Origin of the sequence: uncultured Algoriphagus sp. (assembly GCF_963974365.1) — a bacterium.
Lineage (GTDB): Bacteria > Bacteroidota > Bacteroidia > Cytophagales > Cyclobacteriaceae > Algoriphagus.
In genome coordinates this window covers 1-21,668 of sequence record NZ_CAXBBX010000017.1, presented here as the reverse complement: position 1 = coordinate 21,668, position 21,668 = coordinate 1, and the positions used below count along the sequence as shown (strand labels likewise).

The window sequence follows — 21,668 nt, the reverse complement described above, 5'->3', positions numbered from 1 at the left end:
CTTTGAAGACAAAAAGCCTCCCGATTTGGGAGGCTTTTGCATTATTTTGGGGAAGTGCTTATTTCACAAGCTCTTTACGTTTCAGGATAGTTTCCATAAATTTTCGCTCATTTTCTGAATTGAAAATACGGAAAGGGAGGTGGATGAATTGAGCTTTTGACATGTAGAGTACATAAGCGTCTTTTCTAACTTCAGCATTTTTGATCATGTTCCACTGAATCGGCATACCTTGCTTCGTGTTGATTTTCATCAGGATCTGACGGCTGTCTATCTCATAAGCCATCTTGTCGAATATCACCTTGTTTTGCTCCATCTGCGTAACGCCAGTGAATTGAATCGCCCAAAACAGTACATAAAGGCCATATGCGATCAATGCCCCGATGATCCACCAGATCGAAGGGATCCAAAAATAACCGCACATAATCACTAATGCTATTGGAATAACCCACCATTGTTCCTTCAAAACATTGACCAAAGCCATCTTGATATAGGTGCCAGTAGGGAGTTGATATTTTTTTGTTTTTACTATCATCACTTTTCTTTTTCAGAGCGCAAATATCCACCTATCCAAGGGAATTAACAAGCCCACTTAAATCATAAAAAAGATCTTTGTGTGAAAACAAATCGGCATTACCATTGATTTAAATCTTGTATTCAATTATCTTATCTCAAATTTTTAGCGATGAGTAGTCTAATAATCGATTTGATTCTGTGTGGTTTGGCTTATGTCATCCTTATATATGTCATGGCAACTATGACAAAAAATTCTTTGAAAAAAGGAGGAAGCAGTGAGGATGATGGAGACGGTGGGGTAGAGGATTTTACGCCACCAAAAATTGACCTACCGCCAGGAGTTCAATGGCCGACTGATTCACCGAAAACAAGGCTGCCAGAGCCAGTGGAGTATTAATGGCACTTATTGCAAATTCCTTGCACCAGTAAACTCATTTCTTTCTTTTTGAAACCGTTTGGCAATTTGATGCTCGGTAGCGTGATCGATTCCAAGCAGGTAGTTTCTCCGCAGATTTCACATTTGAAATGTACATGCTCATGGTTGTGATCTTCTTCTTCGTGCGAGCAAAGGGCGTATTTAGTCGCTCCACTGTCATCGAGGACTTTATGAACCACATCTTTGTCCACAAAAGTTTTTAACGTTCTGTAAATCGTCACCCGATCAAATTGGCTATCCAAAGATTCTTCTAAATCAGAATGAGCTAACGCCACCTGCTTGTCCAGAAACTCGCGGATAATTTCCTGCCGACAATCTGTGATGCGTAGTTTATGACTCTGAAGTATGGAAAGTGGTGAGGACATGTTCATGTGTTTGAAACAAAACTAATCAAAAATTGATTTCAAGTGGTGAAAATCCCGCAAAGGCGCTGCAGTGCAAAGATTTTTAAAAATTAGAATCAATTCGCCAATTATTGCGAGTCAAAGCAAACCTTTTTGAAAATAATCAAAGCTATGACCTTGGAGGTAATGAATTATTTGATTGGGCTAATCAAAGTTGCGCCTTAGCTCCCTTGCGGGCGAAATTTTGCAAAAAAAATGGGCACCAAAACTGGCGCCCATTTAACTTATCGTTTCTTCTTAAACCTTACTTCGGATCAAGAATGGCATTTACTCTTTCTAATGCATCTTCCAAGTGAAGTTTAGACATTCTGTCTGAAGTTCTGGAGATCGCTGATTTGATATCTCTTTGTAGAGTTTTCAATTCACCTCTTGCCATTGGTCTGATGTCAGATTGTGAAGCATTGATCTGCGTGCCTACATATCTTCTGAATGAAGCTGGGATAGTAGGGCCGTCAGTAGTCATGAGGTACTCCATGCGCTCGATGTAGGCTCTCTGAAGTGCTCTTCTATGCACATCAATTGTTTTGCCTGCAGGAAGTTCTGACCAAATACCTTTTCTTAGGTCATCGAATAGCTCAGTTATCTTGTAAGCGTCGTTACCGTTAAGTGCTTCATTTTCGATCACACGTCCAAGTCTGCCTAAGTCAAGTACTGAATTCAGCGTACCAGCCTGAACACCGCGGATTCTTTCTAAAGCTCCGAAATCTTCTGTTCTCGCGAAGATGTCATCCTGCATCATCCATTCTGGAGTTGTGAAAAGCTCATTATTTAGAAACGCTACAGCCGACTTTTGAATGTCCTTAGAAGTATGAGTATAGACAGGTAGATCCTGCCCAACCGCTCTGTAAACTTCAGCAACACCACCGACATTGGTTCTTACATGACCCATGTATCTGTTGAATTGAGTGATTACCTGGCCATACATTTCTTCCAGATCATCAAAATCTTTGTAAGGTTTACCTGACTCAGCGGTCCATTCCATTAGATTTGGCATGATTCTCTTCAGGTTAGCGATACCATATTCAGAAGCTTTCATTGAGTTGTCTCCCAAATCTTCGCTCTGTGCAGTAGGGTCATAGCTATTTCCCTGACGTCCATATCTGTAAATTGGATCGCCTTGTTTTTCCAAAATCCACTTATCTAAAGTCGCCAACTCATCTTCTGGAGTAGCAGCATCAGGAATAGGTCTGTAACCCCAAGCCACAGCATATTTATCATAAGGACCTACGTTTGGCATTAAACTTACACCTTCATCACCAGGCTGGGCGATGTAGTTGAATCGCGCGTAATCCATGATCGATGGCGCTGTTCCCATTTCTTTGGTAAATGCAGCATCTCTTAGTTTTTCTACCGGATAAGCATGAGAAGAGGCAAAGTTGTGAGGAAGTCCAAGGGTGTGTCCTACTTCGTGAGAAGAGACAAACTGTACCAATCTACCCATTACTTCATCTTTAAATTGTACGCTCTGTGCATCAGGATTGATCGCAGCAGTTTGGATGAAGAACCAATTTCTCAATAGGTTCATCACATTGTGGTACCATCCGATATCTGATTCTAAGATTTCACCTGAACGAGGATCAGACACGTGAGGTCCGTAAGCATTCTGGATGTCGGAAGCAAAATATCTGATTACGGAATATCTCGCATCTTCTGGGCTCCAATCAGGATCTTCTTCTTTAGTAGGAGCTAATTTTGCTACAATTGCATTTTTGAAACCAGCAGCTTCAAATGCAACCTGCCAGTCATTCACACCTGCGATCAAGTATGGAATCCACTGCTTAGGGGTAGCTGGGTCGATGTAATAAACAATTTGCTTCTTCGGCTCAACCAATTCGCCAGCCTTGAATTTAGCCATGTCCTCGTCTTTTACTTCCAATCTCCATCTGTCAAGGAAGGTACGATTCTGAGCTTTCTGAGCATCAGCTCCATAATCGACGATAGAACGGCTAAACCATCCTACACGCTGATCTCCTAGACGCTGCTTCATTGGCTCTTTTGGAAGAAGTAACATGGAAGAATTCATTTCCAATGTAATTGAACCAGTAGAACTGTTTGATGGCGGCTCGTTGGCACTATAGGTCATCACATACCTTGCTTCGATATTAATTGGATAGGTATGAATATGAGCAATGTAAGATCTGTCTGTATCCAGACGAGTTACTTTGTAAGCGGTACGCTGGCCTTTTGGTAAGCCTAAAGCCTGTACATCTTTTGCCCATAGATCAGTGGCTTCGATTACGATTCCAGTAGAATCCGTTGCAAGAGATTTGATTGCAAACTTTTGGAGCAAAGGCTCTAAGTTGGAATTCTTCACAGCCAACGCGATAGGAAGAGAATCTGCGGCGTAGTTATTTACAGAGATAACCTTTAGATGGATATCGTTGTTGTATTTTTCCCAACGAAGCATTAATGTGTTTGTACGCTCTCCACCATAGCCTAAACCATCAGCAGTTTTAGCGATAGTGGTGACCATGAGCATGTCTCTTCCGAGTAAAGAGTCGGGGATTTCGTAGTAGTATTTGTCTTCAATCTGATGAACCTTGAAAAGGCCATCCTTAGATTTTGCCTTAGCAGTGATTACATCTTTGTAAGGTTTTGGATCTGAATCATTACCTTTTGGTTTGGCTGGGGTTGCTGGTGCGGACGTTTCCTTCTTGGCATCCTTTTTCTTCTTTTTCTGAGCAAAAGTATCCGTAGAATAAAACATTACACCCATTACGCCAAGGACTAGTGTTAATCTCTTGAGTAATTTGGGTATCGTATTTCTCATAGTTATTATTTGGTTAGGTATTTTCTAAACCGTGAATTTCTGGAAAGCAACTGTAAGGAGCATTCATTTTTGATGAGCGGTTTATATATAAAATTAAAGGCAGAACTGTGAACGATAAGTATAATACGGTCGTAATTGGAGGTGGCCTGGCAGGTTTGATTTCAACTTATTTATTGGCCAAGAGCGGACATGAGGTACTTTTGGTCGAAAAAAAGCACTATCCCTTTCATCGGGTATGTGGAGAATACCTCTCTAATGAAGTACGTGATTTTTTAGAAAGGGAGAATCTTTTACCTGATCAGTTTAGACTTCCTGTGATTACCTCATTTCTTTTTTCTGACACTACCGGGAAGAGCGTCACCACTCCTCTGGACTTAGGGGGCTTTGGCGTGAGCCGCTATGTGCTAGATGATCATATCTATCATAAAGTTTTGGAAAAAGGTGGGGCAGTACAAACTGGAGTACAAGTAGATACCGTGGATTTTGATGAAAAGGAGAATTTTTTTAGGATCGAGTTGACAGATGGAACAGAGATAAAATCTGACAATGTAATAGGAGCTTTTGGCAAGCGATCTAAACTGGACAAAACACTCAAACGAGCATTCATCGAAAAGAGAAGTCCTTATATAGGGGTTAAATATCACATAAAGACTGATTTCGATAGAAGCACAGTTGCGCTTTATAATTTCAAAGGAGGGTATTGTGGGCTGAACACCATAGAGGAAGGCAAAGTCAACATGTGCTATTTGGGGGATCGTGAGCAGCTGAGGAAATATGGCTCAATTGAGGCAATGGAACGAGAAGTTTTGTGGAAAAACCCTAGCCTGAAACAATTTTTCACGGAAAGTGAAATCCTTTTTGACAAGCCAGAAGTGATCAATGAAATCAATTTTGAGCGGAAAAATCCCGTAGAAAATCACATTCTCATGGCAGGTGATTCGGCGGGATTAATCACTCCACTTTGTGGCAATGGTATGGCTATGGCTATTCATGCGGGAAAATTGGCGGCAGAAGCAATTTTGGAAGGGAAGTCCAGAGATGAAGTAGAAGCGCGATATGAGCATTCCTGGAAATCACTTTTTGAGCAGAGACTCTGGCTCGGCAGGAATGTTCAGCGCCTTTTCGGTTCATATCAAGCATCGATATTGACAAGAAAGTTAATTCAGCATGTGCCTTTTATTTCAGATCAAATCATAAAGAATACGCACGGAAAACCTTTTTAATAGCCCAGAGCTTGTATGATCTGCGTGTTTTCCAGAAAGTAATAAATGAAGAAAGCATTGAGCGCTAATGCCGAGAAATAATTCATCCCCATTGCCCAGTTATAATTAGCATACTTAGATGGATTCACTCGGATGAAATTAAACCAAGTCAAAAAGTAAAGCATAATTGGGGTCATCGCAGCTAGATAAATCCAAAGAATGTTGAGTTGATTACGGTCAAAGAAAAACCACGCGAACCCAGTGCCGGTCACCATAAATGCCATGGCTGAAAAAAGAAAAGTGCCTTTTATTCCCAACACCAAACTTAATGTTCGGTCGCCTCTCCGAGCATCTTCGCTATGTTGATAAACCTGTGTCAGCGGATAGTTCCCCCACAACATCAAGCTGGTAAACAGACCTGGGATCAGCACATGAGGCTTGTATAGGACTTCCCAACTTAAATTGCTAAGTCCGGCATAAGCGGTGGCAAACGTGAAATATCCTTGGAAAAATCCAGCAATGAACCAACTCAGCCAAGGATACTTTTTGATCCGGATGGAGGGGTGAGAATAAGCCATACTCACCAGCCCATAAATCAAAATCATAAGCGCCACACTGAAATTGATACTTGCTCCAATTCCAATCGCAATGAGGAAAAAGACCAATGAAAGCCAATAAAGGTCTTTTGTGACTTTAGGTGGATGCTTTAGTCCGCCGATACTTTCTTCGTCCTTATCAAAATAACTGTTGTAGCCGTTACTTGACGGATACAGAAAAAGATGAAGAGCAATAAACACCCAAAGAATTCTCGACTCATTATGGTTGGGAGTGAGTGCCAAAGCAAAAAAAAAGATGGGCATCAAAAAGAGTGAAAAGGGAATTCGAAGATGCTTAAGGCTAGAACTAGAGATCATATCGTAAATGAGGTTGAGCTGATAACTATTCCAGATGGAGATAGTTACAATGCATTCCGCCAATTTAGATATATTCAATTAACTTGATCAGAAGAACTGAAAATTGGATGAATCAAATCTGTTAAGGTTTATTTAATGAAAGAACGAAGACCAACTAAATTTTTGTACATGAAGGTAACTTTCCCAAACTCAAACTGCTGTTTATGAGAAGTGGAATCGTAAGCATAGGAGTGGCAAATCCAGGCAATCCAATCGATCAGTCAGTAATAGCCAGCTTCATGCAGAAGGCACATCAGTTGGATGAAGTCGAGTCAAGGAAATTGGGCTTTTTGTATAGAAAGTCTGGAATTTCCAGTCGCTATAGTGTGCTGAATGATTTTGAGAAGTCAGACCCAGCTGATTTTTCTTTTTTCCCGAATTCAAAAGACTTTGAACCCTTCCCTGGCACAAAGGCAAGGATGGAAGTATTTCGTCAGACGGCTCCAGGTCTTTGTGAAGAGGCGGTGATTAATTGCCTTGCAAAATCTGATATAAAAGCTCAAGATATTACTCATTTAATATTGGTATCATGCACCGGAATGATGGCACCGGGCGTAGAGTTGGCCTTGATGAAAAGTCTTGATCTCGATGATACAGTGGAGCGCTACTGCGTACATTTCATGGGTTGCTATGCAGCTTTTACGGGATTGAAATTGGCAGATAAAATAGTGAAAGCAGAGCCAAATGCGAAAGTAATGTTGGTTTGCGTAGAGCTTTGTACTCTGCATTTTCAGAAAGAATATGTGGAGGATAATATTCTTGCCAATTCACTCTTCGGAGATGGGGCAGCTGCGGCTTTGGTGATGCGATCTGAGAATGGATTAAAAATCAAATCTTATCTCAGTCAAGTTCTTCGTGAAGGCGAGGAAGATATGGCATGGGGGATCGGAGATTTTGGTTTTGAGATGCGTTTGAGCAAGTATATCCCTACACTTCTGGATCAAGGCATTAGCCAATTGAAAGAGAAGTTTGAGCAGAAATTCAAGTTATCCACAGTGGATAACTTTGCTATTCATCCGGGTGGGAAACAGATACTCCAGAAAGTTCAAGAAGCATTTGGTCTGGAAGAATCTGTAAATACTCATGCAATGGAAGTGCTCAAGCAATTTGGAAATATGTCGTCAGTGACCATACTTTTTGTTTTGCAGCGGATGATACATGATGATCTAATTCAAGGAGATATACTCTCTATGGGATTTGGGCCTGGGCTTACGTTAGAAACTTTACTGCTGGAAAAGTGATGAGCAAATTTGCGCAGCGAAGTAAAGAGAAAGAATTGATGGACGATCTCAATTGCTCTGGAGAAGAACTCAATCAGACTTTGCGCGAGCTTAAAACTATCAATCGATGGCTGGGAGGGAATTATGTAACTACTTCTGGTCTGGCGAAGATTTTTAAGAGTTATCCACAAGATTCTTATTCAGTAGTAGATATTGGCTGCGGAGGTGGAGATATGATCAGAGTAATGGATGATTGGGCTAAAAGTTTAAAAAAACCCATTAAATTTACAGGAATCGATGCCAATAGGAACATTATTGAACTTGCGGCGGTTAGATTAGCTGACTTACCCAAAGTTACCTGGAATGTTCAAAATGTTTTTGACAATGAATTTTCCGAAGAAAAAGTAGATATCTCTACGTGTACGCTCTTTACACATCATTTTACAGACAGCGAGTTAGTTACATTGCTGAACTCTCTTCGAGCAAAATCCCGATTAGGAATAGTCATTAATGATTTGCACAGGCATCCACTTGCTTATTATAGCATTAAGTGGTTGACTCGGGTATTTAGCAAATCAAAAATGGTTCAGCATGACGCCTGTTTATCTGTTTTAAGGAGCTTTTCGAGATCAGATTGGGAAAGAATTTTGCAATCTGCGGAAATAGAAAATTTTGAAATTAGCTGGCATTGGGCTTTTCGCTGGCGAGTGAATATTGTATTTTAATTATCCATCCAAATAAACACACAAAACATGGAAGATTGGGGAATTTCTCAAGAAACAACAGACGCATTGTATGCTGACGGCATAAGTCTAGCAGTAGAGATAGCACTTAGATTGATAGCTGCCATTTTTGTCTACTTCATCGGGCGTTTCATCGTTAAGAAATTATTGAATTTTATAAAACATACGCTTGAAAAAAGGGAAGATTCTCCTTCATTAAATGATTTCCTTTTTGGTTTTGCTAAAGTATTGCTGTTTTGCGCGCTATTTATCTCTGTAGCGGTTACTCTTGGAGTAGATGCAACGTCATTTTTGGCAGTATTTGGTGCTGCAGGTTTGGCTATTGGTTTGGCATTGCAGGGCTCCTTGTCGAATTTTGCAGGCGGAATATTGATTCTTGCCTTTAAACCTTTCAAAGTAGGACATGTAATAGTGGCGCAAGGCCATACAGGTACAGTGGCTAGAGTGCAGATTCTTTACACACATTTGATGACTTTCGACAATCAAGAGGTTATCATTCCCAACGGAACTCTGGCTAATAATGATATAGTCAATATGAGTACCCAAGAGACCAGAAGAGCCGAATTGAAGGTAGGCGTAGCCTATGGTACAAACATCAAGCAGGCAAAGGAAATCATATTGAATATTTTTGAAAATGACCCAAGAGCTTTGAAAGAACCGGCTCCTTTTGTTGCATTAAACAACTTTGGAGATAGCTCACTAGATATAGTGGTGAGAGTATGGGCAAAATCATCCGAAATGTGGCCTATGTACTTTGCCGGAATGGAAGCGATCAATTCAGAGTTTGAAAAGCACGGAATCGAAATTCCTTTCCCTCAGCGAGTTGTTCATCAAATCAAGGAAAAAGCTAAAGAAGAAGAGGCTTCTTAAGTTGAATGGCTAAAAACAGAAAGGCGATCACAACAATGATCGCCTTTCTGTTTTTAAAACTTTTTTATGATTTCATTAAGGGACTTTCTTTTGATAGCTGGCACGTATGTTTCTGACTTTGGATAGCCTACTGGAATCAATAGATAGGGTTTTTCATTAAAGGGTCTTTTAAGAATCTCACTCAGAAAATTCATTGGGCTTGGCGTATGAGTTACTGCAGCAAGCCCAGCTTGGTGAATTGCAGCAATCAGAAATCCACAAGCAATTCCTACGGATTCGTTTACATAGTAATGCTGGATTTTTTCACCATTTTCCATACCATACGACTGCTTGAACACTACAATTAAATAGGGCGCTTCCTCCAAAAACGGTTTCTCCCAGTTTGTTCCCAATGGTTTCAAATCAGATTTCCATTGATCCGGCATCCGGCTCGAATAACTGATCTTTTCTTCTTCTTCTGCTGCATCTCTGATTTTCTTTTTAATAGTAGGATCTGAAATCAGGCAAAATGTCCATGGCTGCTTGTGCGCACCAGAGGGAGCTGTGCTTGCTGTGAGGATGATTTTTTCCAAAATTTCGATTGGAACTGGACGTGAATCGAATTCTCTAACTGTCCGACGCTGATCCATATCCTGATAAAACTGCTCTGAGCGCAAAATCATTTCCTCTAGACTGAGCTGTGGGCGCTCATATCTGACATGCTCAAAAGCGTCGATTATTTTCTTTTCCATAAAAAAACGGCTACCCCGAAAGATAGCCGTTTTGATTTTATAATTGGAAGTGAATTAATCCAGCGTCACTGGCTTCGATCCATTTGGATAGAAGATAGTAGCCATTTTATCACAGGCTCCATCTCCGTAATCCACAGTCACTTCAATTCCACTGTATTGAAATGCCAAGATTCCAGAGTTTGGGATTTTCACGCCCGATTCAATACAGCTTTTAGTATAAACCAATGCATCTGTAACCGAAGTTGTGTAGTTGAGTCCCTCGCGACTGGTGCCCGAAGCTGTACCTGTAATAGAAGCCTCATATTCTCCCTGAGTACCAAGTTTGATGATACGTTCCTGATCGCTCACCAGCGTCACAAACGTATTATCAGGCCAAGTGACTTTTCCATTTTCGATTGTTACCTCCAAAGTGATCGTGCCATTCTCAAGGCTCGCACCTTTATTAGTAAGTGTTCTTGTGCCTTCGATCATATGACCATTGACTTCATAGTCTTCAAATGTAGTGGTGATTTTTGCACCCGTAATCAATAGGTTACCAGTGTAAGCCAAATTGACGATTCCTTTTCTCATGACGCCATTTGTGCTGGTACAGCCGTCACCAAAATCAACTTTAATTTTCTTTGCACTTTCATCTAAGGTGATTATTGCTCCTTCACAAATTTTAGAACCTGAGATATTTACGTTTGTTCTAGCACTTAGACCGCTGGTGCTCAGTACAGACAGCGTGAGGTTATCTAAATCTTCGAAGGCAACATTTACTTCAGCGTCTTCATTGACTACTGCAAGATTTGGAACAGGTGCCTCATCATTTGAATCACAGCTCGATACGAGTATGATTCCAAAGATCATCAGGAATAAAATAGTGGAGTTAAGTGTCTTTTTCATATTCTTTTAGGATAGATTTTGGTAATTATTTAGTTGGTTTCTTTGTTGAATTGTTTGGCTTTTTAGACTTTCCACCTACACAGCCGATGTTTTGAGTAAAAGAGACATCATCGGGTAGAATTCCCATTCTGTTGGAGATGTCCCAGTCCTCAGCTTCTATTTCTTTTTCTTTCGTTTGTTCAGGGTTGGTATTTTTCATTTTTCAGATGCAGTTAATGATTAACGTCCATGACTTGCTAAAAATTTGAATACGTGTCAAGGATTGCGCCAATTTGATTAGTTAGCGTGATTCAATTCCTATCTTTGGGCATGAAAGGATTTGATTTTGAAAATTCTAATCTGTCTGAGAAGCTAAAAACGGTTAAAAGTAAGGTCGGAACCTACTCTCTAATGCGTTTGGTCGTCTTTTTTGGCATGGGAGGATTATTTGTTTTGTCGGTAGCCGAGAGTCCGGTTTGGTTCTTGTTTTTTGGAGTCTCGGTAGCGATTTTCATCTCTTTGATCAGAAAATATAATGATCAGAAGGATCAGGAGGCTATTTATTTAGCACTTGAGAAAATGAATTTGGCTAGGGAAAAGCGAGTTGGTAGAAAATTAAAAGATCTAGATTCTGGTAATGAATTTCAAGAAAAAGCCCATCCTTTCTCGAATGACTTGGACCTATTCGGAGACCACTCTTTATTCCAACTCCTGAATCATACTGTTTCTAAAAAAGGGAAGGAAACCCTTGCTGCCAAAATAAAATCTGAATTTGATAGTGTGAAAGCTGGGGCTTTTAGGGAAGCTTCTAGTGAGTTATCCACAAAATTCAAATTTCTTCAAGCGATGGAAAGCATAGGAATTGCTTTTTATAATGAGGAGAAATCAAATTCTGACTGGACCAAATGGTTGGAAGAAAGTGACAAGAGTACACTATTAGTTACCATTGGAGCTTTCCTCGGTCCAATCGGAGGTATAACTCTTTCTACGTTGATCTATCTAGGAATAATTCCAGGAGCGTTTTTGGGTGTTTGGATTTTGCTTGGAATGGTGTTTTTGGGATTGGTATTTAAGCCATTGAAGAAGGCAGCTGAGTCGATTCCGAGTCGCCATCAATTGAAAACATATCGCTATTGGCTGGCAGTACTTGAAAAAGAGCCAATGCAATCAACTCTTCTCAGGGAGAAACAGGCACCATTCCTCACCAAAGAGGTCAAAGCTTCTACACTTTTTGATCAGTTGGACAGCTTAGGATTGTGGATCCAAAACCGGATAAATATTCTGTATATCCCGATTAACCTCATTTTTTGGACAGACTTGTTTTTATACGTTAGACTAGTTTCTTGGAAGAAAAAATATGGTCATCTAGTTGCTCACTTTCCAGCCCAACTAGTAGAATGGGAAGTTTTGATTTCCTTAGGAGCATTTGAAAATGAAGTTGGTGGAAATGGGAAACTTATTTCTATTGAGAAAGGAATCAAAGCCAAGTCAGTTTCTCATCCTCTACTTTTGCCGGGAACTGCAGTGCCCAATAATTTCGAAATCGACGGAAATCAACGAGTGGTTTTGCTCACGGGGGCAAATATGAGTGGAAAGACCACTTTTATGCGAACGCTCGGGATTAATTGTGTGTTGGTGAATCTAGGCTTGAGACCTTTCGCTGAGGAATTTGGATTTAGTACATTTCAACTTTATACCAGTATGAGGAATTCGGATAATTTGGGAGAAAGTGTCAGCTCATTTTATGCGGAACTCAGCAGGATTAAGAAATTGATCGACAGAATCGAAATGGGAGAGCAAATCTTCTTTCTTTTGGATGAAATCTTAAAAGGAACCAATACCGAAGATAGAATCGCTGGTTCTGAAGCATTGATCAGGCAAGTGGTTGATACTAATTCGTTTGGAATCATCAGTACGCACGATATTGAGTTAGCAGAATTGGAAGAAAGAATGAGTACTGTGAGGAATTACAGTTTTCATTCTGAGATTCATGATCAAAACATAGATTTTGACTACAAAATAAAACGGGGAGCATGCCCGAGTTTCAATGCACATAAACTCATGGAGTTAATGGGAATTCGCTTTCAGCAGGAAAAGTGAGTTCTGTTTCTTGAGATTATCTTATTTTTGATTACAAATAAATTATGGCAATACCATCGCAATCACCCATTTTGGGAGTCCTCGGAGGAGGTCAATTGGGCCGAATGCTTATACAGTCGGCAATCAACTATAATCAGGATATCCACATTTTGGATCCAGATCCAAATGCGCCATGCAAGGATCTTTCACAGCGATTTACAGTAGGTTCTTTAAAGGATTTTGATACTGTTTATGCATTTGGTCACGGCTGTGATGTTATTACGGTTGAGATTGAAAGTGTTAATACAGAGGCACTTGAGAAATTGCAGCGTGAAGGGAAGAAGGTTTATCCACAGCCTGATATACTGAGCTTGATAAAAGATAAGCGAAAGCAAAAGCAGTTTTATCAACTAAACGGGATTCCAACAGCGGATTTTATCCTGACGGCGGACAAAGCTGAAGTTATCCACAATGCTGATTTTCTTCCAGCTGTAAATAAACTGGGTAAAGAGGGCTATGATGGACGTGGTGTTCAGGTCTTGAGGTCTGAAGCCGATTTGGAAAATGCATTTGACGCTCCGGGTCTTTTAGAAAAATTGATTGATTTCGATAAGGAGATTGCAGTGACTGTGGCAAGGAATGAAGCTGGGGATTTGATCGCTTATCCTGCAGTAGAATGTGCGTTTCACCCAACAGCCAATTTGGTTGAGTTTCTTTTTGCGCCAGCTGAGATCAGCAGAGAAGTGGCAGAGAAAGCTGAACAGATCGCCAAAGATGTAATTCTGAAATTGGGAATGGTAGGGATTTTGGCTGTTGAAATGTTTGTGACCAAGGAAGGTGATGTATTGGTGAATGAAGTCGCGCCTCGACCTCATAACAGTGGTCACCATACCATAGAGGCTAATTACACCTCGCAATTTGAGCAGCATTTGCGCTCCGTGATGAATTGGCCGCTAGGAAATCCTGACTTGAGATGTCCGGCTGCCATGATTAATTTGCTCGGAGAAGATGGATTTACAGGGCCAGTTTTGGTAGAAGGGCAGGAGGAAGCACTTGCAGAGCAGGGAGTTTATATTCATTTGTATGGCAAGAAAATTACAAAGCCTTTTAGAAAAATGGGGCATGTGACCATAGTATCAGATACGGTTGCAGGCTTGAAAGAAAAAGCGCAGCGAATAAAAGAGTTAATTAAAATCAAATCTATATCATGAATCCACAGGTAGGAATTATCATGGGCAGCCAATCCGATCTTCCGATTATGGCAGAAGCTGCACAAATGCTAGAGGAATTGGGAGTAAACTATGAATTGACAGTTGTGTCTGCACATCGTACACCGCAGCGGATGATAGATTATGCACAATCAGCCCGTGAGCGCGGCATCAAAGTGATCGTAGCAGGTGCTGGTGGAGCGGCTCATTTGCCTGGAATGGTAGCTTCCATGACCAGTCTTCCTGTAATTGGGGTTCCCATCAAAAGCTCCAATTCCATCGACGGCTGGGATAGCATTCTGTCGATTTTGCAAATGCCAGGAGGCATTCCGGTAGCGACGGTTGCCTTAAATGGAGGGAAAAATGCTGGAATTCTTGCGGCTTCCATTGTAGGGTCTTTCGATTCTAAGGTTGGAGAAAGTTTGGATGCATATAAAAAATCATTGAAGGAAAAAGTAGAAGAATCTGCCGCTCAGATAGAAGCGAAGGGCTGGAAGGAGATTTTAAAGAAATAAAAAATGCGGCTGAAGAGCCGCATTTTTGCTTGTTGCTATGAATTGGAAAAAGATAATTCGATTTAAAATCGGAGATGTACCTTGGGAAGTTCCATTAGATGTTTTAGTCCTGATGGGAGTAATTACTTTGATTTTGATGGGTGTAGGCGCTTATTTCGGCTTCCAATTTGGAAGTAGTTAATCCGTAAAGATTCCCCAGCCATCATCATTTTTTTCATTTGAGTCAAAGCCATTTTTCCAGTCTATGAAAAGTATGCGGTATTCCTCAATAGCCTCTCGAAGTAAATCAAGATGCTCCTCAGCGTGGGTTTCTTCCATTCCTAATTGATAAGTCATGGTATTTAGGTTTTTAGCATGCACTTTCATGATCATAGCCTTTTCCATTTTGAGTACGTAGTCCGAGATTGCTTCTGCAGCAGCGAATTTGGCACTCAACACCATCGCATCTTCCATCATGATATTGCCGTAAAGCTCCCTTCGAGCCTCATCCAGACTTCCTACCAAAGCGCGGGTTAAGGCAAAGATGTCCTTTGCCTTTTTTATTAATGGGTGCTTATAGATGTTTTCGTGTTCCTTGCGTGCGTCGAATTCATCGTCTTCGTCCCATCCTGACTCATCATCATCGTCATCATCCCACATAGGACCGAAGTTATTAGAAAGGTAATTTATCTTCTTCTCCCTCTGAATGGAAAGTATCCATTTCAGGCATATGTGAAGGGGCTGATCCACCGCCATTTCTATCTACTTTGAAAGCCTTCACTTCAGTATACCACCGACCATTGTATTCTCTGCTTTCTACATCTATACTCATGGTGACATTATCGCCTTCTGAAATAGAGAACTGATCGATTTTATCTCCCCAAACTGACACGCAAACCTTTTTGGCGTATTGCCCTGGGGTTTCCAGTATATATTCTTGCTTTTTCCAAGAATTTCCACTTTTTGATGTTCCACCTACTTCGGGTAGTTTTTGGATAATTTTTCCGCTCAATTCCATTGTATTTTTTTTAAATTTCTAACTCCGCGAAGTTACACAAAGCACTTGAAATGTTCTGATTGGATAGGTTCAATTTACTTCGATCTAAATGTGGATTTTAACATTTTTTGGCATAAACATTGGTTAATGAGTACTCTGGATTTTGTATGTTTCAAATAATATATTGCCTTAGGCTTTAATTGAAAAATAAAATTTGGATTGTGTTCTTCTTATACTTTGTGAAATAAAATCCTTGAATTTTCTTTGCAGAGTTGTTTTCGAAAACCTACTTTTAAAGACCTTTCTTTTTCTTTCACCCTTACTGGATACTATGGCCTAGACCTTTACGTTTATAATAAACCAACTTAAAATGAGTAAACGAATTGGTCCTAAGGACAGCGAATTGATTGCACAGTATCGAAATGGCAGTGATGCTGCCTTTGATCTATTAGTAGATCGATACCAAAGTAAGATGTTCACCACAATATTTTTGATCGTTAAGGATCAAAAGGTCGCTGAAGATTTACTTCAAGATGTGTTTGTTAAAGTGGTCAAAACACTTAACTCAGATAAATACAACGAAGAAGGTAAGTTTCAGCCTTGGGTGATGCGGATATCTCACAATCTGGCCATTGATTATTTCAGAAAGGCCAAGAGATATCCAACCATACTAATGGAGGATGGTTCTAATATATTCAACTCGCTGAGATTTGCTGAGGAGAATGTAGAAGACCGGCAGGTAAGGGATGAGAATATTGAGCTCGTGAAGCGTCTGATAGATGAGCTTCCCGAAACTCAAAAGCAGGTCCTGATTATGCGTCATTATCTGGATATGAGTTTCCAGGAAATTGCAGATCAGACAGGTGTGAGTATTAATACTGCTCTTGGAAGAATGCGATACGCGCTAATCCATCTGCGGAAGAAGATGAAACAACTAAATTTTGCATATGATAAAACCATTTACCCCAAATGACTTGGTAAGATATATTTACCAGGAAATGTCGGAGGTAGAGCAAGAACTCTTAGTGCAAGCCTTACACAGTGATGAATCACTGATGCAAGATTATGTAGAAATGCTGAGCACAATAGAGCAGATGGATCAAATCCAGCTTCAACCTTCGGAAAAAGTAGTACAGGCAATCAAGTTGAGAGCTCAATCTACGGGACTTGAGAGAGTCTGAAACTATGATATTATGGTAATCCCGCTTCTGGCGGGATTTTTTTATTGCTGCTCGTTGATGAAGGTTGCAGCTTGCTGAAATAATGAAGGATAGGTTTCTAAGGTAAAGCCGTGACCTTGATTTGGCACAGAGATGAATTTATGCTCTACTCCAGCCTCTTTTAAAGCTGTTTCTAATAGTTCACTTTGGGAAATTGGCACCACATTATCCGCTGTTCCATGGAAAAAGATAGTGGGTACTGATTGGCTATCAATAAATGTGATAGGACTTGATGCGGCATAAGAATCAGCTTTGTCTATAGGGTTTCCCCCTAGTAGCCCTCCAAGTCCCGTTACTGTAAGAAAGCTAAAGTCATATAATTCAGCAAGATCGGTAGGAGGGAAAAATGCTACAACCGCCTTAAACTTTTCAGCGGAGCCATGCTTGTAGGCATGTAATAATGCTAAATGTCCACCTGCGCTGGCACCTGCGAGTATAATAGTGTCAGAGATATTCCATTCCGAGGATTTACTTTGGATATAGTTTAAAGCCTCTATTACCTCCTTTTCTTGTGTTGGAAATTTATTTGTTCCTGAAGCAAAGTTATATAAGCTGTAATTGATTGAGACAAAAGCGTATTCTGGCAAAGCAGCCGTGAGGGATGTTCTAAATTGTTTAAACTCTTCTTTGCTGCCTTCTACCCATGCGCCTCCATGAATGTATATAAGTAGTGGGGTGTCTGTGGTGGATCTGCCCGCCGGAAGATACACATCCATGAGTTGATTAGGCTCAGATCCATAAGACTGATCAGACAAGTCTAGTGCTTCGAGTCTCCCTGATGGGTTTTCATCTCCATCTGAAGAACAGCCCCAAATAGTAACTAGGATAAAAACTCCAAGGGTGATTTTTTTTGAAATGCAATAAAATCTATTCATCATTTTCAAAACCATTTTATTAATGAAGCTATTATTTGTTTTGCTTTGATTCCATAAGGTGGCCTTAGCAGAGTTACATTATTAAGTCCGACACGTTGTTTTAGCACTCCTTTTTCATTACTGAAGGCCAAAAAGCCATGAAAGCCATGTGCTTTTCCAATTCCACTATTATTAACCCCGCCAAAAGGTAATTCCATATGAAGAAAATGGATTACGCAGTCATTAACTACCACATTTCCAGAGCTAGTTTCCTGTAGGACTTTGGCTGATTTTTCGGAGTTTTTGCCAAAATAGTAGAGAGCTAGAGGTTTTGGCTTAGAGTTCACATACCTTATTGCTTCATCTAAGGTAGTATAGGGGATCATTGGAAATAGCGGGCCAAAGATCTCTTCTTGCATTACCAGCATGTCATCAGACACATTGGTGAGAATGGTAGGTTCTATATAATTTGTTTTTGAGTCACTCTTACCACCAAAAGCAATTTCCCCTCCTTTCGATACAGCTTCTTCCACATAGTTTATAAGTCGCTGGAAGTGTTTGTTATTTACTATTCTAGCCATATCGGGCGAGTGATCTATCCCTTTGAAGGCGGGATCGTACATTTTTTGCAATGCAACTTTCATTTCTGAAATGAGGGCTTCATAGACCGATTCGTGTGCCAAAATATAATCTGGTGCGATACAGGTTTGGCCACAATTCACATACTTCCCCCAAATCAATTTTTCAGCAGCGTCTTTTAAATCTGCATCTGCATCAATAATCACAGGTGATTTGCCACCCAATTCTAATGTGACAGATGTCAGATGCTCAGCTGCAGCTTTCATGACAATTTTCCCAACTGCCGGGCTTCCCGTGAAAAATATATGGTCGAACGGAAGCTTCAGTAAAGCTTGAGAAACTTCCACTTCGCCTAAACAAACGGCGACCTCATTCTCAGAGAAGAGCTCAGAAATCATCCTAGAAATTAACTCTGAGGTGTACGGAGTCATCTCAGAAGGTTTGATCATCGCTGTACATCCTGCAGCTATAGCAGAGATCAAAGGACCGATTGTAAGGTTGAAAGGGTAATTCCAAGGCGAAATTATTAGACTAGTCCCCTTGGGTTCTAAATGAATCTTAGCAGTAGTTCCCAGCATAGGAAGAGGAGTAGACACGGATTTTGGTCGCATCCACTTCTTTAGGTTTTTTATAGCGTGATTGATTTCGCTTGTTACCGGGAATATCTCTGTCAGATCAGTTTCTGGTTCGGGCTTGTTAAAATCCTTTCTCAATGCATCTCTGATGTCTTGTTGATGATCTTTTATCCAAGTCCTTATTTTTTTTAGTCGGACAATTCTTTCCTCTACAGAGGCAGTCCTCCAGTTTAAGGAGGTTGGGTGCTGACTTTTGAAAAGTTGGTAAATATTAATCGCTGACGGTTTTTCGCTTGTATTGAGTGGCATGGTGTGGCTGTGTGAATATTCTTGATCTAGCTGAGGTCAATGTACAAATGTTACTCAGAGAAGAGGATTAATCAAACATACAAAAGTTTTAATGTGATTGATTTAAAGAAAAAATCTAGTTGATTTTGGTTGTTGAATTAGTAGGAAAGTGATTTTCAACACTTTTAATATTCTTTTCACATAAAAAAAAACGTATTATGTATTAATAATTTTTATCAAATGTTTGGATATGAAAAACATAAAAGTGTATTTTTACAGCAAATAAGTTGAGTTGTTTGGGGAAATGGCTACACATTCAAGCACTTTGGAGAGTTAAAGCCACCAGCGAGTAAAGAAAAAAGCACTTAAAAAGGAAGATTTTTTATCTGCCAAGTATCTGACAAATAGAAGATTATAGAAAGACAATTACGAACAAGAAAAATTTTAAATACTAACGATATGGACAGTACATCCAATTGTCAATTCAGCTCCCGACCACAATCCAGTGGATTTTTCGAAAGGGCGAAAATTAATTTTGGCCTGACAAATTTTTTAACGGTAGGGCTTATGTTCCTGCTATTTTTTGTCTCGGGGCAATCAGTGTTTTCTCAGGGACTTGGAGACCCGATATTTTTAGAGACGTTTGGGACTATCAACGATGGCTCTACACGAGATAATTTTAATGATGGGAGATTAGGTGGGACTAATGTTTATTTTAAAAGAGATAGTCTTTCATATATCCAATCAATGGATTTTTTCTCCCCTTATTATTGGAAAAGTAGTTCTACTGCTGCAGGTCGACTTAATTATCAAAAAAGGAGGCAAGGCAGTAATCCTAATATAAGTGGTTCACCAACATCTGTCCAAAATGGCAACTGGGGGCCAGTTTTTTACAATGGGTCTGGAAATTCAGGTGTCGGTGGATACTCTATTACGAATGACTCGCGAGGATATTACCAGCAGTATTTTTACCGAGGTCAAGACCATACCATTTTAAAGCCAGACGGGACGCCTGAAGGTTCCTATGAAGGCTACATGTTGTTGATTGACGCTCACTCTAGTACCACTACATATTTTAGTAGGGTAGTTGAAGGACTCTGCGCAGGTACAAAATTTAGATTTTCTGTTTGGATTAACGATTTGAATACAAATAATAATCCACAAGGTGGGGGAGGAAATGATAATGCTCACCCACGGGTAAGGTTCGATATTTTTTCAGTCAATGGGAATGGAACAAAGGGGGCATTGTTGCCTGGACTTCCTAACGCCACAGCAAGAACCTCAACAGATAACCAAGTCAAACCACGAAATAATTGGTATGAGTTGACTTTTGATTTTACTATGCCTACTGGTCAAGACAAAGTTTATTTAGAAATAACCAATGTTGTCCCAAATCAATATGGAAATGATTTGGGTATTGATGATATTAGTTTTGCCCCTCTTGGACCAGCTGTTTTGTTGACTGGAAATGACAATGTGTGTCCTGGTGATGATCCAGGACTTAAGGCTACAATTACAGAGACAAATACTACCTTTCTTTACCCAGGCTCTACCTTTTATCAATTACAGTATAGAGCTTATGGAGCTCCCGCTAATACTCCATGGACCTCTATCGGTGATGTTTTGTCATCAAGTAGTAGTACCGGATCAAATGTTACATTTGATAACCCATATGCTGAAGAATCTTCTCCAGGTGTTTCTATTCTTGATCAAAATTTAAGCTATGACTTTAGGGTATTAGTTGCAGGTAGTATGTCTACATTGGGTAATGAGTTTTGTAGAGCCGTTTCTCAAAAGAGGGTAACTCCATATCAACATAAAGTTAATTTGACAGCGAATCCTGCTGAGCTTTGTGCGGGAGGTGATACCGAATTGAAAGCAGAGTTGACAAACGAAGAGCTTAATACCACCTATATTTTTACTTGGGAGAAACGTAATTCTGAAAATGATCCATGGGAAGTGATACAGGGGGAAGATGGATCAATTTTGTCATTGACAAATCTTCAATCCAGTGCAGAATACAAAGTGACTGTTTCAGTCAATACGGGTGGGAATTGTAATTTTGCGAATACCTCCACTACTATAAAAGTAAATGTGGCGCAGAAGCCTGACGCAGGTGAGGATCAGCAGAATTGTGGAAATGGTACATTTACATTGAATGGAAATATTCCGAGTAATGGAAATACTGGGGTTTGGACTTTTAAAAATACACCACCTCAAGGTGCCAGTATTACTAATCCAACACTATATAATACAACCGTAACTGGCGTTCCTGTTGGGGAAGAGGTTATATTGGTCTGGAGTTTAACTTTTAACTCCAGCACTCAGCAGAACCTTCAATGTGAATCTGGTCCTGATGAAGTGAAGTTGACTAATAATCCATTGCCGACGTTCACGGTAACGAATCCGGCAGCTGTTTGTGCACCGGGTACTGCAGACATCACAGGTTCAGTATCTGATGCTTCCCAGGGAGCGGTGTTCACGTACTGGACAGATGCTGCAGCGACTGCAAACGAAATTAGTGATGCTACCCAGTTGGGAGCGGGCACCTATTATATCAAAGCAACGAGCGGAGCAGGCTGTGTGACCATCAAGCCAGTGACGGTGACGGTGAATCCATTGCCGACGTTCACGGTAACGAATCCGGCAGCTGTTTGTGCACCGGGTA

Annotated in this window: 22 protein-coding genes and 1 pseudogene; 12 read left to right on the top strand and 11 right to left on the bottom strand. The window is 40.3% G+C overall.

Features of this window, described 5'->3' with window-relative positions; translation table 11 throughout:
* Window positions 1–58: 58 nt before the first annotated feature.
* A complete protein-coding gene (locus tag AACZ87_RS19945) occupies window positions 59–532 on the bottom strand; it encodes a YcxB family protein (protein ID WP_339869816.1) in 474 nt (157 codons plus the stop codon).
* A gap of 150 nt (window positions 533–682) precedes the next feature.
* Here AACZ87_RS19945 and AACZ87_RS19940 point away from each other — a divergent pair, with 150 nt between their 5' ends.
* On the top strand, window positions 683–910 hold the full coding sequence (locus AACZ87_RS19940; RefSeq protein WP_339869815.1) for a hypothetical protein: 228 nt from the start codon (window positions 683–685) through the stop codon (window positions 908–910).
* Here AACZ87_RS19940 and AACZ87_RS19935 read toward each other — a convergent pair.
* Window positions 907–1,314 carry a transcriptional repressor gene (locus AACZ87_RS19935; RefSeq protein WP_339869814.1) on the bottom strand — a complete coding sequence of 136 codons (408 nt, stop codon included), beginning with the start codon at window positions 1,312–1,314 and terminating at the stop codon, window positions 907–909. The genes AACZ87_RS19940 and AACZ87_RS19935 overlap by 4 nt on opposite strands.
* Before the next feature lie 283 nt (window positions 1,315–1,597).
* Window positions 1,598–4,123 carry a zinc-dependent metalloprotease gene (locus AACZ87_RS19930; RefSeq protein WP_339869812.1) on the bottom strand — a complete coding sequence of 842 codons (2,526 nt, stop codon included), beginning with the start codon at window positions 4,121–4,123 and terminating at the stop codon, window positions 1,598–1,600.
* Window positions 4,124–4,230: 107 nt separating this feature from the next.
* Here AACZ87_RS19930 and AACZ87_RS19925 point away from each other — a divergent pair, with 107 nt between their 5' ends.
* A complete protein-coding gene (locus AACZ87_RS19925) occupies window positions 4,231–5,346 on the top strand; it encodes an NAD(P)/FAD-dependent oxidoreductase (RefSeq protein WP_339869810.1) in 1,116 nt (371 codons plus the stop codon).
* Here the strand turns inward: AACZ87_RS19925 and AACZ87_RS19920 are convergent.
* A complete protein-coding gene (locus AACZ87_RS19920) occupies window positions 5,343–6,185 on the bottom strand; it encodes a UbiA family prenyltransferase (protein ID WP_339869808.1) in 843 nt (280 codons plus the stop codon). The two genes, AACZ87_RS19925 and AACZ87_RS19920, sit on opposite strands and share 4 nt — an antisense overlap.
* 257 nt (window positions 6,186–6,442) lie before the next feature.
* On the opposite strand from AACZ87_RS19920, the gene AACZ87_RS19915 reads away from it, so the two are divergent.
* The 3 genes from AACZ87_RS19915 to AACZ87_RS19905 are packed head-to-tail and all read left to right on the top strand — an operon-like array spanning window position 6,443 to window position 9,111.
* Window positions 6,443–7,519: a type III polyketide synthase gene (locus AACZ87_RS19915; protein ID WP_339869806.1), complete on the top strand. Its 1,077-nt coding sequence runs from the start codon at window positions 6,443–6,445 to the stop codon at window positions 7,517–7,519.
* Window positions 7,519–8,223: a methyltransferase domain-containing protein gene (locus AACZ87_RS19910; protein ID WP_339869804.1), complete on the top strand. Its 705-nt coding sequence runs from the start codon at window positions 7,519–7,521 to the stop codon at window positions 8,221–8,223. The genes AACZ87_RS19915 and AACZ87_RS19910 overlap by 1 nt, the downstream gene beginning before the upstream one ends.
* A 27-nt stretch (window positions 8,224–8,250) precedes the next feature.
* Window positions 8,251–9,111 carry a mechanosensitive ion channel domain-containing protein gene (locus AACZ87_RS19905; RefSeq protein ID WP_339869802.1) on the top strand — a complete coding sequence of 287 codons (861 nt, stop codon included), beginning with the start codon at window positions 8,251–8,253 and terminating at the stop codon, window positions 9,109–9,111.
* A 53-nt stretch (window positions 9,112–9,164) separates the two neighbouring features.
* Here AACZ87_RS19905 and AACZ87_RS19900 read toward each other — a convergent pair whose 3' ends face one another.
* From AACZ87_RS19900 to AACZ87_RS19890, 3 genes are read right to left on the bottom strand one after another with little or no spacing between them, the layout of a single operon-like run.
* Window positions 9,165–9,842 (bottom strand): nitroreductase family protein, encoded by a 678-nt coding sequence (locus tag AACZ87_RS19900; protein ID WP_339869800.1) that lies wholly within the window; start codon window positions 9,840–9,842, stop codon window positions 9,165–9,167.
* Between the two features lie 54 nt (window positions 9,843–9,896).
* Window positions 9,897–10,727 (bottom strand): hypothetical protein, encoded by an 831-nt coding sequence (locus AACZ87_RS19895; RefSeq protein ID WP_339869798.1) that lies wholly within the window; start codon window positions 10,725–10,727, stop codon window positions 9,897–9,899.
* 25 nt (window positions 10,728–10,752) lie between these two features.
* Window positions 10,753–10,926, bottom strand: coding sequence for a hypothetical protein (locus tag AACZ87_RS19890; RefSeq protein WP_339869797.1), 174 nt, complete (start codon window positions 10,924–10,926; stop codon window positions 10,753–10,755).
* 110 nt (window positions 10,927–11,036) lie between these two features.
* Between AACZ87_RS19890 and AACZ87_RS19885 the strand changes: the two genes are divergently transcribed.
* The 4 genes from AACZ87_RS19885 to AACZ87_RS19870 are packed head-to-tail and all read left to right on the top strand — an operon-like array spanning window position 11,037 to window position 14,689.
* Window positions 11,037–12,806, top strand: a complete 1,770-nt coding sequence (locus AACZ87_RS19885; protein ID WP_339869793.1) for a DNA mismatch repair protein — start codon at window positions 11,037–11,039, stop codon at window positions 12,804–12,806.
* Between the two features lie 44 nt (window positions 12,807–12,850).
* Entirely contained in the window at window positions 12,851–13,996 is a 1,146-nt protein-coding gene (locus AACZ87_RS19880) for a 5-(carboxyamino)imidazole ribonucleotide synthase (protein WP_339869791.1), read from the top strand.
* Complete coding sequence (gene purE / locus AACZ87_RS19875) at window positions 13,993–14,508, top strand: 5-(carboxyamino)imidazole ribonucleotide mutase (RefSeq protein WP_339869789.1); 516 nt, start codon at window positions 13,993–13,995, stop codon at window positions 14,506–14,508. Before AACZ87_RS19880 ends, purE begins: the two co-directional genes overlap by 4 nt.
* 37 nt (window positions 14,509–14,545) lie before the next feature.
* Window positions 14,546–14,689, top strand: coding sequence for a hypothetical protein (locus AACZ87_RS19870; protein ID WP_339869788.1), 144 nt, complete (start codon window positions 14,546–14,548; stop codon window positions 14,687–14,689).
* Here AACZ87_RS19870 and AACZ87_RS19865 read toward each other — a convergent pair.
* Together AACZ87_RS19865 and AACZ87_RS19860 are read right to left on the bottom strand one after the other, a co-directional pair.
* A complete protein-coding gene (locus AACZ87_RS19865; RefSeq protein WP_339869786.1) occupies window positions 14,686–15,147 on the bottom strand; it encodes a hypothetical protein in 462 nt (153 codons plus the stop codon). The two genes, AACZ87_RS19870 and AACZ87_RS19865, sit on opposite strands and share 4 nt — an antisense overlap.
* A gap of 13 nt (window positions 15,148–15,160) precedes the next feature.
* Entirely contained in the window at window positions 15,161–15,505 is a 345-nt protein-coding gene (locus tag AACZ87_RS19860) for a DUF3127 domain-containing protein (protein WP_339869785.1), read from the bottom strand.
* A 349-nt stretch (window positions 15,506–15,854) separates the two neighbouring features.
* Between AACZ87_RS19860 and AACZ87_RS19855 the strand changes: the two genes are divergently transcribed.
* Both AACZ87_RS19855 and AACZ87_RS19850 read left to right on the top strand, forming a co-directional pair.
* Window positions 15,855–16,457 (top strand): sigma-70 family RNA polymerase sigma factor, encoded by a 603-nt coding sequence (locus AACZ87_RS19855; protein WP_339869784.1) that lies wholly within the window; start codon window positions 15,855–15,857, stop codon window positions 16,455–16,457.
* Window positions 16,432–16,665 (top strand): hypothetical protein, encoded by a 234-nt coding sequence (locus AACZ87_RS19850; RefSeq protein ID WP_339869783.1) that lies wholly within the window; start codon window positions 16,432–16,434, stop codon window positions 16,663–16,665. Before AACZ87_RS19855 ends, AACZ87_RS19850 begins: the two co-directional genes overlap by 26 nt.
* Window positions 16,666–16,706: 41 nt before the next feature.
* Here AACZ87_RS19850 and AACZ87_RS19845 read toward each other — a convergent pair whose 3' ends face one another.
* On the bottom strand, window positions 16,707–17,582 hold the full coding sequence (locus AACZ87_RS19845) for an alpha/beta hydrolase (protein ID WP_339869782.1): 876 nt from the start codon (window positions 17,580–17,582) through the stop codon (window positions 16,707–16,709).
* 2 nt (window positions 17,583–17,584) lie between these two features.
* Window positions 17,585–19,021: an aldehyde dehydrogenase family protein gene (locus tag AACZ87_RS19840; protein ID WP_339869781.1), complete on the bottom strand. Its 1,437-nt coding sequence runs from the start codon at window positions 19,019–19,021 to the stop codon at window positions 17,585–17,587.
* 546 nt (window positions 19,022–19,567) lie between these two features.
* Between AACZ87_RS19840 and AACZ87_RS19835 the strand changes: the two are divergent.
* Window positions 19,568–21,668, top strand: a pseudogene (locus AACZ87_RS19835) (hypothetical protein); the annotation flags it as partial.